General features: G+C 48.5%; 12 protein-coding genes. 10 read left to right on the forward strand and 2 right to left on the reverse strand.

What is annotated here, in order from left to right:
- Nucleotides 1-4 precede the first annotated feature (4 nt).
- Together IC617_RS02460 and IC617_RS02465 are read right to left on the reverse strand one after the other, a co-directional pair.
- Complete coding sequence (locus IC617_RS02460; RefSeq protein ID WP_224745739.1) at nt 5-1,309, reverse strand: cytosine permease; 1,305 nt, start codon at nt 1,307-1,309, stop codon at nt 5-7.
- Between the two features lie 56 nt (nt 1,310-1,365).
- A complete protein-coding gene (locus IC617_RS02465) occupies nt 1,366-3,522 on the reverse strand; it encodes a TonB-dependent receptor (RefSeq protein WP_191143400.1) in 2,157 nt (718 codons plus the stop codon).
- Between the two features lie 196 nt (nt 3,523-3,718).
- Here IC617_RS02465 and IC617_RS02470 point away from each other — a divergent pair, with 196 nt between their 5' ends.
- From IC617_RS02470 to IC617_RS02515, 10 genes are all read left to right on the forward strand, one after another.
- On the forward strand, nt 3,719-4,234 hold the full coding sequence (locus IC617_RS02470; RefSeq protein WP_191143401.1) for an Lrp/AsnC family transcriptional regulator: 516 nt from the start codon (nt 3,719-3,721) through the stop codon (nt 4,232-4,234).
- A gap of 348 nt (nt 4,235-4,582) precedes the next feature.
- Complete coding sequence (locus tag IC617_RS02475; protein WP_191143402.1) at nt 4,583-6,892, forward strand: TonB-dependent receptor; 2,310 nt, start codon at nt 4,583-4,585, stop codon at nt 6,890-6,892.
- A gap of 114 nt (nt 6,893-7,006) precedes the next feature.
- Entirely contained in the window at nt 7,007-8,245 is a 1,239-nt protein-coding gene (locus tag IC617_RS02480) for a NupC/NupG family nucleoside CNT transporter (RefSeq protein WP_191143403.1), read from the forward strand.
- A 265-nt stretch (nt 8,246-8,510) separates the two neighbouring features.
- A complete protein-coding gene (gene deoC / locus IC617_RS02485) occupies nt 8,511-9,290 on the forward strand; it encodes a deoxyribose-phosphate aldolase (RefSeq protein ID WP_191143404.1) in 780 nt (259 codons plus the stop codon).
- An 8-nt stretch (nt 9,291-9,298) separates the two neighbouring features.
- Complete coding sequence (locus tag IC617_RS02490) at nt 9,299-10,510, forward strand: phosphopentomutase (RefSeq protein ID WP_191143405.1); 1,212 nt, start codon at nt 9,299-9,301, stop codon at nt 10,508-10,510.
- Between the two features lie 60 nt (nt 10,511-10,570).
- A complete protein-coding gene (gene deoD, locus IC617_RS02495) occupies nt 10,571-11,275 on the forward strand; it encodes a purine-nucleoside phosphorylase (RefSeq protein ID WP_191143406.1) in 705 nt (234 codons plus the stop codon).
- A gap of 315 nt (nt 11,276-11,590) precedes the next feature.
- A complete protein-coding gene (locus IC617_RS02500) occupies nt 11,591-12,523 on the forward strand; it encodes an alpha/beta hydrolase (protein ID WP_191143407.1) in 933 nt (310 codons plus the stop codon).
- 31 nt (nt 12,524-12,554) lie between these two features.
- The gene (locus tag IC617_RS02505; RefSeq protein WP_191143408.1) at nt 12,555-13,529 is read left to right on the forward strand and encodes a sugar kinase; all 975 of its coding nucleotides are present in this window, start codon (nt 12,555-12,557) and stop codon (nt 13,527-13,529) included.
- Nucleotides 13,530-13,544: 15 nt separating this feature from the next.
- The gene (gene eda, locus IC617_RS02510; protein ID WP_191143409.1) at nt 13,545-14,162 is read left to right on the forward strand and encodes a bifunctional 4-hydroxy-2-oxoglutarate aldolase/2-dehydro-3-deoxy-phosphogluconate aldolase; all 618 of its coding nucleotides are present in this window, start codon (nt 13,545-13,547) and stop codon (nt 14,160-14,162) included.
- A 734-nt stretch (nt 14,163-14,896) separates the two neighbouring features.
- Nucleotides 14,897-17,746 carry a TonB-dependent receptor gene (locus IC617_RS02515; protein ID WP_224745740.1) on the forward strand — a complete coding sequence of 950 codons (2,850 nt, stop codon included), beginning with the start codon at nt 14,897-14,899 and terminating at the stop codon, nt 17,744-17,746.
- Nucleotides 17,747-17,799: the final 53 nt, after the last annotated feature.

A 17,799-nucleotide genomic window follows, 5' to 3' on the forward strand; every position in this document is an offset into this window, starting at 1 on the left:
TACCTCACTGAAATGATTGAGCAGGTTTGAAAAGATAAGCGCGCAACAGCCAATAGGCCGGCACAGTCACTAATAGCGCATCACAGGCTTCAATGCCGGTAACGCTGATGTAACCGTGATTGGATAGCAACGCAGCCGTGATGCCCATGACCCAGGCAAATAGAGCGGCCAAGTTGATGGCACTGGTTTCGGATAGCTCTGCGAGTTGATAGTGACGTTTGCGGCGGATCAGGAAGAAATCCACCACGTAGATGGCTGCAACAGGTGTAAATACCACCGATAAGCCAAACAAGAAGTCAGTAAATCGATCGAGTAAGTTGAAAGAAGCGAAGATAGTTCCGAACACGCCTGCAACAGCGATAATTTTCCACTCTTTCCAGCGGGTAAACATGGCATTTAAGCCCAGTGCAGCACTGTATAAATTGACCACATTGGTTACCCAGCTCGACACGATCAGTAAGAAAAATGCGATGCCGCCAAGGCCCAGCATCAACATGACCTGCAATACATCGTCGTCATGCACCACCAAGCCAGCGAATGCCGAGACGATGTAAACAAAGCTACTCAAGCCTAAAAACGGCAGAAATGACGAGATTGCGGTATCACTAGAAGTGCGAGCAAAACGAGTGAAGTCGGGCATCAATACGACACTGACGATAAAGCTGCCAACCACCACAGATACCGCTTCGCCAAATCCTATGCTCGCTGTTGCAACCGTGGGATCGGTAGTTGTCGATTGGTAGTCAAAGCTCTGCATCAGCAGATACACCAAGATCAGAGCCAGCAGCGGTACGAACAAAGTTGATACCCGCTCGATCAGCTTAAATCCCCAGATCGTGGTCAAGGTGATGATGATGCCAAGGGCAATTTCCAACGCCAGAATCGAAGGCGCGCTACCAAACAACTTAAAACTAAGTTGCTGAGCCACGTCGCTGAATAAATCAATATTGACGCCATACCAACCCAGCAACGCCACGACAAACAGCAGGCTGATCAAGTTGGCGCCGAAGCGGCCGAACACAAACTTCATGGTCATACAGGAAGCAAAGCGATTGTGCATGCCCACCAGTCCCGTCACTGTGCCGAGTACTGATAAGATCAATCCGCCCAGAAGAAAAGCATACAAACTCTGTTCAAAGCCAAGTGCTGTGCCCAGTTCTAGTCCGGTAATTAGTCCAGGCACCGCAAATGCTAAGCCACCATTGATCATGCCGATACCGACACCACCGACCGTTTTATTTTGCGGCACGGGGGTGGTGGCGTAATCCTCAAACATCTGATCCAGCGCTTTGTTATCTTGGCTTTTCAATGGTTACAACCTGTCAGTGATTCGTCGTTTGGCGTTGGCTGATAGTCTCGAAGTTATTAGAAGCGGTAACTCACTTCAACGCCATAGCTGCGCGGTTTATTGGGTTGCCGGGCAAGTTCAGTGACGCCATCAGCAAACAAGAAGATATCTTCAATACCACGTTCGTCGGTCAGGTTATCGACAAACACCTGCACTAGCCAATCGTCTGAACGGACGCCAAAACCAGCATTGACAAAGGTGTAGGTCGACGACTCCACGTCGGGCATCTCGATGTCGTAGTATTTAGGGCCTTCCACTTGGACATCTGCGCGCGAGATCAATGACCACTCAGCAGTCAGTTCATACTCATGGTTGGCAGAAATGGCGTAGTTGTACTCTGGAACCCAAACCTGCGATTTACCTTCTAACTCCGGTCGCTCATCGAATACTTTGATTTCTGAATCAACGATACCGGCAGAAAAACGCAAATCAAGATTGTCAGTTGCTTGCAAAGCAACCTCTAATTCCAAGCCTCGAGTTTCTACATCGTCGATAGCAAGGTTCTCAAGGGTGAAGGTATCGACATTAAACTGAGTAATTTGGGCATCGGTCTGATCAATCGCAAATACCGCGCCATTGACTACTAGACGGTTATCCAACCAAGTCGATTTAAATCCGGCCTCATAGCTATCGGAAACTTCCTTATCAAACACTCGGCTAATACCTTCGGCAGGCTCGTTGAAACCACCGCTGCGGAAACCTTTGGAGTATCCGGTGTATAGCAAGAGGTCATCATTGTATTGATAGGCTACCGACACTTTCGGTTGCCACTGACTAAAATCTTTGTCAGCGAAGGTATCGTCCTTAAAGTTCGGATCATAAGACTCTCGGGCATCATGGTCGTAACGCAATGCCGCAGTCAGCTCCAATTGGTCCGTCAGGTCATAGTTTAGTTGTCCCGCCACAGCCCAAGCTTCGGAACTGTTTTTATCGGCGATGGTGAGGTAGATCAGCTCATCAGTGAAATCATCACGTTTCAGCGGCACGTCACCTAATAGGTCATCAAAGAAGTTGATGGTATTGTCGCGCTCCTTGTCCTGATAAAAAGCCGACACCGCCCAGCGCAGGGCGCCATCGTTGAATGATGTAAAGCGCGCTTCAAGGGTTGTTGCTTCAACATCGAACAGGCCTTCGGTGCCAAAAGGAGCTCGCAGAATATAACCATCATCGTCTTCTTCATAAGTCGGATCAGCAGAGTAATCGCCATCGTAGAAATGCTCATTTTCCGACTTACTATAAGCGGCAATCAGATCAAGGGTGCCTAACTCATAATCTTGGCTGATCTTGGCGCTCAGTTCATAAACATCACGCTCGTCGAGGTTGCGAATGTTCTGAGAGGTGTCGATATCAAAGTCTTCTTTACTCGCTTCGGTGACGCCCTGATAGTAAGCAAAGCCTGCTTCGCTGGTGGTGTAGCGGCCACGCAATGCCAAACTGGTATCTTCAAACAAATCGAATTGCAGTTGCGCGAATGCCGATTGTTCATCCAAGTGGTCGGCTTCTTCATCAAGGAACTCATTGTCGATAAGGCCGTCGGAGTTTTTGGTGTAACCGCCAATGCGGAAAAAAGCGGTATCGGCTTGGTTAAGCGAGCCGGAAATGACGCCGTTTAATTCATAGCTGCTGCCATTGCCAATCGCACCTTTTAGCTTACCTTCGAGCTCTTCTGTGGGGTGCTGAGTGGTCACAATCACCGCGCCACCAACGGCGCCGCGACCATAAAGCGCTCCTTGAGCGCCGCGCATCACTTCAATGCGGTCAATATCAACGAGATCCTGATTAATGAACTCTAGATCGGGTGCGGTTACGCCATCGACAACAAAAGCGAGCGGCGGATCGCCGACCTGAGGAGTAATCAAGCCACGGACAGTGACGCGAGCTAACCCTGGCCGGAAATTGTCTAGGGCGCTTAAGTTGGGCGTCAAATTGGCAAAATCACGGAAGTTATTGATGCGGGAACTTTCGATAAAGTCGGCATCAAAGACAGTGACGGAATCTGGCACACTTTGTAGCGTTTCAGTGCGCCCCCTAGCCGACACCGTAATCCGCTCGACTTCGACATCAGCGCCCGAAAGGGGCGCCTGTTGTTCGGCCAGAGCAGGCAATGACAAGGACACACACACGGCTAATGCAATGCTTGATTGAGCAAAATAGCTAGAAAAATTGGTCTTCATTCCCTACTCCCTGTCGGATAAAGTGGCGGATAAGGTGATGTTCAACTCGATCAATGAGTTGCAGTTTGGTTATCCTCATTGTGGATTTATGCCACAAAAAAATATTCTTAAATTCACAACGCAGGGAAAAGAAAATTGGTGCCTTTAGCACCAGCTCGACAAAATTTTCTTTCAGTCCGGCTAGCGAAAACAAACCATGAAGAAAAACATCAAGCTCGACGCCTATAACAAGAAGATCCTCGCAACATTGCATTTGCAGGCCGATTTGACCAACAACGAGCTGGCAGAAAAGGTCAACTTATCGCCCAGCGCCTGTTTTCAACGCGTAAAGGCGCTGAAAGAAGCCGGCTATTTCAGAACCTTTCACGCTGACATTAATTTGGAGCAGATATGTGAGCATGTGTTGGCCTATCTTGAGTTCACCCTCGATCGCAACACTGCTCAGGTTTGTCGTGATTTTGCTGCCGCCGTGGGCGAAATACCGGAAATAATGGATTGCATGCAAGTCAGTGGTGACGTCGATTTTATCTCGCTAAGTTGCTTTTCCAGCGTTAAAAAACTCAATGAGACCTGTGATGCTCTGAGTGAGAATCCTGCTCTGCACATCAAACACATTCGTACCCGATTAGTCATGGACCGCGCTAAATGGTTCTTGGGCTACCCGTTGGCCAACTTGAAATGGTTAGATGACCCAGATTGCAGTGATGATTAATAGGCCGCCGGTTTAGGCTGACCATCGGCAAGTCATTGACTTGGTTAGAACATAGTGATCACTGTCACATTTACTTAACAGTCAAGCGGCTGCGCAAGCTTGCATCAATATTGCTACAAGCCTCTCTCCACTTATATATTCGCCGTGAAAAATTAATCGATTCGTAACATCGAAGCGAATGGTTTAAGTTTGACCATGCTAATGAATTACCTGGAACGGATTAGCGAAAGGTTTTTTGCTCGATTAACAAAAACAACAAAGGGTTCTCGAAAACCCTGGCGACATTGGAGCGTTGCTGACAGTGCAGCCCTCCTAACGACACAACTACCAATGAGAGAACTACTCCAAATGTTTACTAACCATAGTGCGATAGCCATTGCCGTTCAGCTAGCTTTTGCCGCCACAACTTCTACCGTTGCTTTTCAAGCCAGTGCTGAAGAGCAACAACAGCAAGAAGCGGACAAAAACAAACTCGAAGTCATTCAGGTGACGGCTCGTAAACGCGTTGAAAATGCTCAGGAAGTACCGGTAGCGATCACGGCCCTGCAAGGTGAAGCGTTGGAAACACTAAGCTCTGCGGCGATGGATATTCGCTTTTTGAATGCCCGTACCCCAAGCTTGACCGTTGAATCGTCATTCGGTCGAACCTTCCCACGGTTCTACATGCGTGGTTTGGGTAATTCAGATTTCGACTTGAATGCATCACAGCCAGTGTCTCTAGTTGTTGACGATATCGTCCAAGAAAACCCAATTCTTAAAGGCTTTCCTGTGTTTGATGTCGAGCGGGTGGAAACTTTGCGTGGCCCACAGGGCACCTTGTTTGGTCGTAACACCCCTGCTGGCTTGGTCAAATTTGATTCAGTGAAGCCATCACAGGCATTTGATGCATTCGCGTCTGCATCATACGGTAGCCACAACACCAGCGACATTCGCGCTGCAGTGGGCGGCGGCTTGACAGACTCATTGTCGGCTCGTGTTTCGGTATTGCATCAAGACCGCGACGATTACATCGATACCATTGCCCCAGGTTTTGAAAAGAAAGACGTCCTCGGTGGTTACACCGACAAAGCCATCCGCTTGCAGTTGTTATGGGAAGCGGATGATTTCTCAGCGCTGCTTAACTACCACAAGCGCGATCTTGACGGCAAACCGGTGGCTTTCTACGGCAACGGTATCAAGAAAGGCAGTAATAAACTCGGTGGCGAAGGCTGGCAAGGGCGCGACAAGGTGTTCCATGATTCTGCTGACCGCGCGACCCAAGAGGTAGAGATCGAAGGCTATAACCTCAAGCTTGAGTGGGACTTGGGTGATTACACCGTGACGTCGATCAGCGGTGTTGAAAAAGCCGAGTTGTTCTCACGTGCCGATGTCGATGGCGGTTATGGTGCCAATTGGGCGGCAGATTGTTGCGGTGTTCCTACTGGACCTGGTTCCATCGCTTTTGACTCTGAAACCTCAGATGCAATCCCAGATCATGACCAATTTACTCAAGAATTGCGTTTGTCGAGCAACTTCAATGGCCCGCTAAATTACCAAGTAGGCGTGTTCTATTTCGATGAAGATTTGGAAATCGAAAGCATCGCTTACGATCCAATTTTCTCTGCTGGTGATGTCACTGGTCGTGTCAAACAGTGGCAAGAGACAACGGCATGGGCTGTGTTTGGTTCGGTCGATTATGACTTCACTGAGCGTTTGTCGGTCACTGCGGGCTTACGTTACTCCGATGATGACAAAGACTATCGCAATGAACGTTTCAAAAGCCCGCTTGCTGGCTTTGGTGCGCCTGATCAAGTTAAAGGTGAAGTGAACCCCAGTGATACTCACGTCAGCTGGGATCTGAGCGCCACCTATAAATACAACGACGATGTGAATTTCTATGGTCGCATCGCCGATAGCTTCCGTGCGCCAAGTATTCAAGGCCGTAACTTGTTTGCCTTTGATGATGGTATTTCGGTTGCAGACTCTGAAACCATTTTGTCGTTTGAAGCCGGTACCAAAGCAAACATTCTTGATGGCCAAGGTCGTTTGAATGCGGCGGTGTTCTACTTCACCATGGATGACCAGCAATTGACTTCCGTCGGTGGAGACAGCAATACCGCTCGCTTACTGAATGCCGATGAGACCCAAGGTTATGGTTTTGAAGTCGATGCTGAATTCATCGTCACCGACAACTTGTTCGTTACCTTGGGCACTAGCTACAACAACACCGAATTGAAAGATAGCAGCTTGTCGGTGCCAGTTTGTGCTAACTGTGCCGTTACTGATCCAGTTGTTGTTGACCCTGATGGAAGCCGTCGCGCCTTGATCGATGGCAACAGCCTGCCACACGCACCAGAGTGGATTCACACCTTCACCGCACGTTGGTCACAAGAGCTTGGTGATGGCGAAGTGTTCTTGTACACCGATTGGTCTTATCGCAGTGAAATCAACTTCTTCTTGTATGAAGCAAAAGAGTTCGAAGGTGAATCACTGCTCGAAGGTGGAGCCCGTGGTGGTTACGCGTGGGAAGACGATGGCCGCGAGTATGAAGCCGCTCTATTCGTTCGTAACATGACCGATGAACAGCAAGCAATTGGTGCTGTTGACTTCACCAATAATGCTGCAATTGTCAATGAAGAGCGCTTCATCGGCGCCGAATTCAAAGTCAATTTCTTCTAAGATTTGACCGAATTCACCAAGTAACTCCAGAGCTGTTCAAACAGCTCTGGAGTTTTGTTGTGTTATCACTTAATTGATTGCGCATTGGCGTCATCAAAAGGAAACCAGAGCACTATGGGAATTGTTATCAGTTTGGCAGGGATCGTCTGTTTACTTGCGATTGCCTTTGCTTGCTCAACCAATCGAAGCGCCATTAACTGGCGTACCGTCGGGGGCGCATTGGCCATTCAAGCAAGCTTAGGCGCGTTTGTACTTTACGTTCCGTTTGGCCAACTGGTGCTAGCGACCATAAGCGGCGGTGTTCAAGCCGTCATCGACAGTGCTCAGGCTGGTATTTCCTTTATGTTTGGCGGCCTCACCAGCGACACCATGTACGAGCTGTTTGGTGGCGGAGGCTTTGTTTTCGCCTTGCGTGCATTGCCGATTATTGTGTTTTTCTCGTCGCTTATCGCGGTGCTTTATTATCTCGGGATCATGCAATGGGTGATTCGAGTCATTGGTGGCGGTTTGCAAAAGGTGCTGAAAACCAGTCGACCCGAATCGATGTCAGCCACCGCCAATATTTTCATTGGCCAAGCTGAAGCTCCTTTGGTGGTAAAACCATTTATCCCAACCATGACTCAGTCTGAGTTGTTCGCCATTATGGTTGGCGGTTTAGCGTCGGTGGCGGGCACCGTATTGGGTGGTTACGCCAGTTTGGGCGTTGAGTTGAAATATCTGATTGCGGCCAGCTTTATGGCGGCTCCGGGTGGCTTATTGATGGCCAAAATCATGATGCCGGAGACTGAAAAGCCAGTGGACTCGATGGCGCTGACAGAAACAGCAACCAAAGAGCACGTTAATGTCATTGATGCTGCGGCATCCGGCGCATCCTCTGGTCTAAAGCTGGCGCTGAATGTCGGTGCTATGCTGATGGCGTTTATTGCCCTCATCGCGCTGATTAATACCTTGTTCGGCTTTGTTGGCGGGTACTTTGGTATGCCTGATTTGACCATGGAGCTAATCCTTGGCTATTTGTTTGCGCCGCTGGCGTTTTTAATCGGCGTACCTTGGGACGAAGCCTTTATGGCAGGCTCCTTTATTGGCCAAAAATTAATTGTTAATGAGTTCGTTGCTTACATCGATTTCATTGGCGTTAAAGCGCAGTTGTCAGAGCAAAGCCAAGCCATTATTACTTTTGCCCTCTGTGGCTTTGCTAATCTTTCTTCAATTGCTATTTTGATCGGCGGTTTGGGCGCGATGGCGCCATCACGCCGTCATGATATTGCTCGCTTAGGAATGCGAGCGGTATTGGCCGGCTCACTGTCTAATTTGATGAGTGCAGCCTTGGCTGGTTTGTTCTTGGCGCTTTAGCCAATTTTTCGGGGGAACCTTGGCTATAAGCTGGGCTTCCCTAAAGTATGCGGTTACACGGATGTTTGCCTAGACGCTGTTGCTGATTGAATCAGTTGTTAGCTGCAGCGCTCTACCTTTTGTCTCTTCACGGAACCAAGTCCGCCACGTCAAGCTGTCTTGCTCACTCGTTGGTTCGAGATCGATTGAGCATTGATGAGCTAGGCTGCTGATTTGACGTGTTCATTTAAAAAAGGTGATACACCTTTTTATTGAGAGATAACTCATGACTGATTTGCAACAGATTGCTCGGCACGCCATCTCGATGATGGATTTAACCACCTTAAATGACGACGACACGGACGCCAAAGTCATTGCCCTTTGCCAACAAGCGCACAGTCCTGCCGGTAATACAGCGGCAGTGTGTATCTACAAGCAGTTCATTCCTGCGGCCAAAAAAGCGCTGCAACAACAAGGTTGCGACGATATCAAAATTGCTACCGTGACCAATTTTCCGCACGGCAATGATGATGTCGCTGCGGCCGTCGCCGAAACTAGAGAAGCCGTTGCGTTAGGGGCTGATGAAGTGGATGTGGTGTTCCCTTACCGTGCCTTGATTGACGGTAACGCGACGGTAGGGGCAGAGCTGGTGGCGCAATGCAAGCAAGCTTGTGGTGACAAAGTGACCTTGAAGGTCATTGTTGAAACTGGCGAGCTGAAAACTGAAGCGTTGATTGCCAAAGCGAGCCAGATTGCAATTGATTCCGGTGCTGACTTTATCAAAACATCAACCGGTAAGGTGCCGATCAACGCTACCTTGGAATCCTGCCGCATCATGCTTGAAGCGATCAAAGCCAGTGGCAAGCCAATCAAATTCAAGCCCGCAGGCGGGGTCCGAACCGTAGAAGATGCACAAGCATTTATCGGCTTAGCAAGCGATTTGATGGGGGACGATTGGGTTAATAAAGACAATTTCCGCTTTGGTGCTTCCAGCCTGTTAAACAACTTGTTGGATACACTGGGGCAGGGAGCAGAGCAACAAAACCGCGCGACAAGTGCCTACTAGGAGGCGATATGAAACGAGCAATCATATTAGTACTCGATTCCTTTGGCGTTGGCGCTACGCCAGATGCTGATAAGTTTGGTGATGCCGGTTCCGATACCTTTGGCCACATCGCTGAGCAATGCGCTAATGGAAGCTTGGGACGTGGCCCCATTCACTTGCCTAATCTTGCCGCAATGGGTCTCTATCACGCTCATCGAGACAGCACCGGTGCGTTCGCTGTTGGTGTCGATAGCAGTATTGAACCGCTTAGCGCCTATGGTTATGCCAAAGAGCTGTCGTCAGGTAAAGATACCCCAAGTGGTCACTGGGAAATGGCCGGAGTACCGGTGTTGTTTGACTGGGGTTACTTTCACGATAAAACCAATAGCTTTCCGCAAGACTTGATTGATGCCTTTGTTGAGCGTGCTGGCGTTGAAACCATTTTGGGCAATTGTCATAGCTCAGGTACGGTGATCTTAGATCAGCTGGGTGAGGAGCATATGCGCAGCGGTCAGCCGATTGTTTACACCTCTGCGGACAGTGTGTTTCAAATCGCTTGCCATGAACAAACCTTTGGCTTGCAACGCCTCTATGAGCTGTGCGAAATCGCTCGCGAATTATTGGACGACTACAACATCGGCCGCGTGATTGCCCGACCATTTGTTGGCGACAAAACCGGCGCCTTTGAGCGCACCGCCAACCGTCGCGATTATTCGGTACTACCGCCAGCCCCAACGTTGCTAGACAAGCTCACTGAAGATGGTGGTGAAGTGGTGTCGGTAGGCAAAATTGCCGATATTTTTGCCCATCAAGGGATCACTAAGAAAGTCAAAGCATCAGGTATTGACGGCTTGTTTGATGCGACATTGGAGGCGCTGGCAAACGCTTCTGATCGGTCGTTGATCTTCAGCAATTTCGTTGATTTTGATTCCAGCTACGGCCATCGTCGCGATGTCCGCGGCTATGCCGATGCCCTTGAGCAATTTGACCAACGTTTGCCAGAGCTGCTGACGCAATTGAGTGACGATGACGTGGTCATTATCACCGCTGATCATGGCTGTGATCCGACTTGGGCTGGCACCGACCATACCAGAGAGCATGTGCCAGTGTTAGTGCATGGCGGCAAGGTCAACGCAGGAGCGTTGGGCCAACGTCAATCTTTTGCTGATATTGGTCAGTCGCTCGCCGATTACTTTGGTTTGGCGCCAATGGCATACGGTACTAGCTTTTTAAACAATTAACTTATTACCAATACCTGTCAGCCGAGTCGCGGCGGGATGAAAAGAATAGAGGAACAATCAATGGCAACTCCACACATTAATGCCAAGCCGGGTGATTTTGCAGAAACAGTGCTGTTTCCTGGCGATCCACTGCGAGCAAAATTCATTGCTGAAACATTTCTTGATGATGCTCGTTTGGTCACTGATGTTAGAAACATGTTTGGTTACACCGGCACTTACAAAGGTAAAGCTGTGTCGGTGATGGGCTCTGGTATGGGCATTCCGTCCTGTTCAATTTATGCCAAAGAGCTGATCACTGAATACGGCGTTAAAAATCTGATTCGGGTCGGCAGTGCCGGAGCTGTCAGCACCGATGTAAAAGTGCGTGATGTGGTGGTGGCGATGGGCGCTTGTACCGACTCTGGCGTCAATCGCACTCGTTTCAAGGGCAACGACTTTGCTGCGATTGCTGATTACGGCTTACTGAAAAATGTTGTTGATTCGGCAGCTAAACTGAATTTACCGGTCAAAGTGGGTAACTGCTTCTCGGCGGATTTGTTTTACACCCCAGATGTTGAGATGTTCGATGTCATGGAGAAAATGGGCGTGTTGGCGGTTGAGATGGAAGCTGCCGGTCTTTACGGCGTTGCCGCTGAATTCGGGGCCAATGCTCTTGCCGTGCTGACGATTTCCGATCACATTCGCACTGGCGAAGCGACCACTTCCGATGAGCGTCAAACCAGCTTCCGCGACATGATGGAAATCACCCTTGAGTCGCTACGCTAGGCGAATTCCTTGCCAAGTCGCTCCGGTATTGCGTGATCGTTTAAGCATCACAATGCCGGAGTGGCCAATGAGTGGTGGCTGTTGATGAGCCAAGGAATGCAGAGCGTGCCTTGAAACCCGCTGCCGTTGGCACAGACTCCATTGACGATGAGGTGCACCGGCTAAGGCGGTGTTATTCCTGATAAGTTGTGGTTCGAATCAAGTTTTTGACAAAAACCGAACTGGATAATTGAAACAGTGGTTCATAAAAGATAATCTCGCATTTTGTTATGCCAATAGCAGATCTGAGAAATCATATGGAGCGCCGTTCAAATCATGCTTAAGATACTGTTATTGCTCACCTTTGGGTTGATATCAAATCATCTGATGGCAGCAGACTACAGCGTAGAAGAGCTTGAGCTTTGGCAAGACCGGGAAGTGCCGTTCAACAAGCCCAATATTGAACTGGCTGAAACGCTTGATGAAGAAGGCAAGCGCTTCACTGAAATTTCCAAACCGACTATCTATCTGTATCGAAATAGTCGCATTGAAACACCTGGGCCCGCTCTGCTTTATGTTCCCGGAGGAGGGTACGCTAGAGTCGCGGTGGGCAAGCGGCGAAGTGCCGAGTGGGCCGAGTTGTTTTTTGATATGGGCTTCGCTGCCGTAGCGGTGCTTAAGTACCGACTCCCCGATGGACGCATTGTTGATAACCCGCACCAAGTGCCGCTGATCGATGCACAGCAAGCCCTCGCGATGCTGCATCGCAATGCCACATCATGGCATATCGATCGCAATAAAATTGGCGTGAAAGGCGTCTCTGCTGGTGGTCACCTTGTTGCTAGTTTGAACAACTTCACTTCGGATATTGTGGCGCCAGACGTACAAGCCCATGAGCTAAAACAAGCCTTCTCTATTTTGAGAGTTCCCGTCATTACCTTCAAAGCACCATTGCGACATAGCGGCTCCTACCAGCGTTTGCTGGGCGGATTGTCCGAACCACAGCGTTTGATCGATTATTTTTCGATGGAAAACCAGGTGTCAGCAACTACGCCGCCAACCTTCTTGGTGTATGCCACCGATGACCAATCGGTGTCTTATCAAAATAGTGAGATCTATGCTGCGGCGCTCAGTCGTCAACGCATCCCATATAAAGCGGTGGCGCTTCAACGTGGCGGCCATGGTTTTGGTTTGGATCGCAGTCTAGTGGACAAAGACTGGATTCCAGAAATGACCGACTGGGTGTTCGCTGTGCTAGCCGACCAATAGTCATTATGTAGTCTCAATTTAATGGAATGATATGAAGAAAATATTTTTGTTGGGCGAATCCATGGTCGAGTTGTCGCGCCGAGAGGATGGGGCATTCAATCAATCGTTTGCCGGTGATGTTTACAATACCGCTGTTTACCTGAAACGCGCATTTGACGATGTCAGTGTCAGCTTTGTGACCGCGCTAGGTTGCGATGCGCTGAGTGCCGATATGCTAGCGGCATTTGAAAGCGAGCGGATTGACACCGATTTCGTCCAGCGCTCTAGTGACAAACTACCTGGGCTTTACACCATTTCGCTCGACGAGTCGGGTGAGCGGAGCTTTGCATATTGGCGTTCAGATTCTGCAGCCCGACAAGTGATGCAATATGTCAGTTCTGATCTGGTTGATTCGCTTTGTACGGGCGATATGTTCTTCTTTTCAGGTATTTCTCTGGCCGTCATTCAGCCAAATGATCGAGATGCATTTTGGCAACTGCTGCGTAAATTAAGGGATTCCGGGGTACAAATTGCCTTTGATCCAAACTATCGAGCCCGAATGTGGAGCAGCGGCGCTGAAGCAAAACAGCAATTTGAGTTGGCATTTGGTTTGGCTGATTTGGTGTTACCCGGAGTTGATGATTTTAATGAGCTTTACGGCATGAACAACGTGAGCGACATTCGCAACTTCTGTCGCTCGTTTGCGATTGATGAACTGGTTCTGAAAAGTGGCTCTGGAAGTGTCTATTGTTTTACTGATAGCGACAGCTTGGAAGTGAAAATCACCCCCGTTGAGCATGTTGTTGATACGACTTCCGCAGGTGATTCATTCAACGGTGTGTATCTCGGAGCGCGATTGCAAGGGATCTCGATTGAGCAGTCGGTAAAACTAGCATCAGCTGCGGCGGCTGAGGTGATTCAGCACCGCGGAGCAATTATCCCCAAAGCGCGTTTTGTCAATCGTATTCACCCGCTCATAAAGCAAGCCGACCCATCACCTACATCGAACAAGACAACGATTGAATAGAGGAACCGTAATTACATGAAACAGTTTTCTGAGCTGATGGCAGGGCAAACACTATTGCCAATTATTCAAGCGGATACAGTGAATGAAGGAGTGGCAATAGCAGGAGCAATGGCGAAAGCTGGCTTGCATGTTGTGGAAGTGGTGTTGCGATCAGACGCTTCGCTAGAAGCCTTAACAGCAATTAAAAACGCGCACCCAAGCCTAACCGTGGGGGCGGGCACCGTATTGGATGCTGAGATTTTATCGCAAGCGGTTGGCGCAGGGGCTGATTACATTGTGACGCCTTGTGTGACGCCGGCTTTACTCGAGGCGTTAAAAGAATGTGGGGTGCCAGCCATTCCTGGGGTATCTAATTGCGCTGATATTGCCTTGGCCCGAGATGCAGGCTTTCATGAAGTGAAGCTATTTCCTGCCGCTCTCGCTGGAGGGACGGCATTTTTGCGAGCCGTCGCTAGCGTGTTCCGTGATGTTAAGTTTTGTCCGACTGGCGGCATAAACCAGGACAACAAAGACGAATTTCTATCGCTGGCAAATGTGGTAGCTGTTGGTGGTACCTGGGTTGTTCAGAAAAACTGGGTTCAAAATCAAGATTGGGATGCCATTACAAACGCATGCCAGCTTGCTAATAAATAGCTGGTGTTAACGAAATGATGTGACGAAAATCACGCTTAAAAAATGGAGTGTAAAGTTTTCGTCACGTTATTTCTTTGTTATATTTAATTTTAAATATAAAAATAAAACATCGTTTCAAAAAGTTTTGTTATTTATATTTTTGCAGTGTTAGTATCAATTTGTGGGTATTGCTGTGCCTTTGTGTGATTTGGGTATAGCAACACTATTCAGTCCCAATTTTTGCTGAGTTGCTTGGTGGCGATGCTCAGCAAATCCTCCCCCTTGCGGACTTGGCAGCGCAATCAGTTTGCGCTGCCTTTTCTTTTTTAGTCGTGTCAATAGCAAACAAATTATCAATGTGCTTGTCATTAGTTTATTGATTTGTATCATTTTTATTTTGTTTTTCTGTTGGTGGGAACCTGTCGGTTTTATCAACTTAGAGGCGACCAATCTTGTGTGTCACCGGCGCTTTTGTTCGCCAATCTGATGAGCGAGCTGGCCAGAATTTGTTGTTGAATGTTGCTGCAATCAAGCGCGATTAGATTAAAGTAAATCGCTATATCTGCAAAAATTGTGATCTCTAAAAATAAAAACGAAACAATGTTTCACAAAATAGGTTTTAGATCACAACTGTTGAGTTGTTAGCTTTTTGTTGATGTTTTGTTTTGCTACTTTCAAATGCGAATTTTAGTAAGGCTATGGGAATTTCCGTGGTGGGATAAACCATAAAAATTCTAATTCAAGGAGTTCAAATTTTGGCCACTCAACAAACACATTTATTACCCAGCTTTAAAAAAACACTACTCAGCACCATGATTGGCCTAGCCAGCATCGGTGCGTACGCAGCTGATAACGAACCAGAAATCACCGAAGAAACAGAAGTCATCTCGATTTCTGGAATGAGGGCTTCATCGCTTAGCTCAATCAATACCAAGCGCTCTGAGGCAAACCTAGTTGATGCCGTGTCGTTAAAGGACATTGGTGCGCTGCCAGATAACTCAATTGCGGAAACACTTGAGCGGATCACTGGTGTGACTGCTGATCGCTTTAAAGGCGGTGCTAGCGAAATCTCAATTCGTGGTTTGGGACCTTTTCTTGGTATGTCCACCATCAACGGACGCGCTATCTCATCAGGTAGTGGTAACCGTAGCGTTGCGTTTAGCCAGTTCCCTTCTGAATTGGTAAATGGCGTCAAGGTTTACAAATCTCAGTCCGCTGAATTACTCGAAGGTGGCGTATCAGGTACGGTCGAATTGGGCACGATTCGTCCGATTGATTACGGTAAAGAGCGTCTTCAGGCGGAAGCGAAAGCGAGCTACGCAGATTATCAAGCAAAGCAAAAAGGCGACGATGGCTTTGGTCATCGTCTTTCGTTCAGCTACGTCAATAGTTTTGAGATTGCCGGCGACCAACAGTTTGGTTTTGCCGTGGGCTATGCCGGAGGTAAAAGTCCACGTCCGGAAGATACCTTTGTTGGTAGCTCAACGTTGCGTCCTTGTAATTCTGACTACGCCGTTGATGGCGGCAGTAACTGTAGCTTTAAAGACAGTAATGAAGCGGCCAATGGCGGTGCTCCTGAAAATGGCGACTACTACTTCATTTCCAACATGCAAAGCTATCGGCAGATGGAGTCGGTTGAAGATCTTGATGCTGTTATTGGTGCCATTCAGTGGCAGCCCAATAGCGACGTAGATGTCAATGTCGATGCCCAATGGTCAAAGCGTTTTTACTATGAAGATCGCCATGATCTGAGCTTTGATGATGGCCGCAGAAAAATTCACGACTGGACTGTCGATAAGAACAACGTGCTGCAAAGCTACAGCGGCGAAACTCGTATCGGCAATACCAATGAATATCGTGAGCGAGACGAAAAATACAAAGGCTTTGGTGTCAACGTAAACTGGCAAGTGACCGATGATCTGAGCTTGATTGCCGATGCCGCCTATTCGGGAACGGAGCGCTATCAGGACCGAACTTACGTTCGTTTCCGCAGCAAGCGCAAATACTTTGACTGGGAAAAAGGCACTAACGGCGACTTCCCTAATATCACCGTCCTCGATGGTTTTGGGGGCGCGCCACTTGAATCATTTTCTGAAGATATCAAATCGCTGTCTTTCTACAACGATGACAGCGAAGCGAGGAAGTACCGGTTAGACGTTGAAGATGAAATCAAGAGCTTCAAGCTCGATGCAAACTATTTCCTTGATGGAGCCATCTTCAAAACAATCCGCTCGGGCATTGCTTACTCAACGCGCGACCATCAAAACTACCAAGAAGCTCGCGTTTCAGCCAAGCCCGCTGACAAAGCTCAGGCGCTGGTTGATACCGAAGAGCAGTGCTCCATTTCTTGGCCGCAAAAAGACTACGGCGATGACTCCAAAGCACCGTTCACTGAATGGGCAGCCATTAATACTCGCTGTGGCTACAACATCGTTATCGGTGATCAAGAGTTGATGCCTGATGCCAAATCGCCATCCGATGGCGATGTGGATCTGACTGAAGACATTACTGCTTTCTATTTGATGTCTGACTTTGAGACTGATCTTGGTGACTACTACCTCACTGGTAATGTGGGCGCCCGTTATGTGAAAACTGACATCACTTCAACAGGTGTGTCGCAAGCTTACACCTCAGAAGTGAACGACGAAGGCTTTTATATCTTGACGCCGGTAGACGGCTTTGAGCGACAGCGCTATGACAACGACTTCAGCAACCTGCTGCCAAGTTTGAATATGACCTTGGAAGTTCACGAAGATGTGGCATTGCGGTTTGCCGCTTACAAGGCGGTTTCTCGTCCAGATATGTGGTTCTACGGTGCTGGACGCGATGTCAACATCGACGCTTCTGATGAGGGCTACGAGTCTGTTGAAGATGCACTTGATGATGTCACTTCAAAAGGTAACCCAAATCTTGAGTTGCTGGAATCGGACAACGCTGAATTCGGTGTGAACTGGTACTTTGGCGATGAAAGTATGTTGTCCGTTGCCTTGTACAAGAAGTGGTTTGAAGCACGAATTGGCGCCTCAACGGTGATGGATACGGTCACGGTAGACGGCCAAGATTACGACGCTGAAATTAAGAACACGCCGACCATCTTTAGCGATGAATCGGATATCAAAGGCTTTGAAGTGTCCTTAGTGCACCAATTCGTTGAATTACCTGCGCCGTTTGATGGGCTTGGTTTCTCTGGTAGTTATAACTACGCAGATTCAGACTATGAAACGCCTGAAGCTGGTTCAAGCATTCCAGAAGAAGTCCAAGCTCAAGTGAAACCGGGCAACTTGCCGGGCTTGTCTGAGCATGTTGCGAACGCTCAATTGTACTGGGAAGGTGAATCGGTTGCTGCGCGTATTGCCTATAAATACCGTTCAGAATACTTGAAGCCATTTGGTTCTAACTTGGGTCAAACCAACCGTTTTGTTGAAGGCCAGAAGTCTCTGGATTTGAGCTTGAGCTACAAGATCAACGATAACTTTACCGCTAAAGCGCAAGTGATGAACCTCACTGAAGAGCCTGCACTGCAGTACCGTGTTGCGCCAGGTGCCTACAACCAGATTGAGCACAGTGGCCGCAAATATTACGTGAGTTTGCGATACCGCATGTAGGTCTTGGTTTCACTCTTAACTAACGACCATTAGCCACCTGCTTTGCAGGTGGC

The sequence above is a fragment of the Neiella litorisoli genome, assembly GCF_014773395.1.
GTDB classification, from domain to species: Bacteria; Pseudomonadota; Gammaproteobacteria; order Enterobacterales; family Neiellaceae; genus Neiella; species Neiella litorisoli.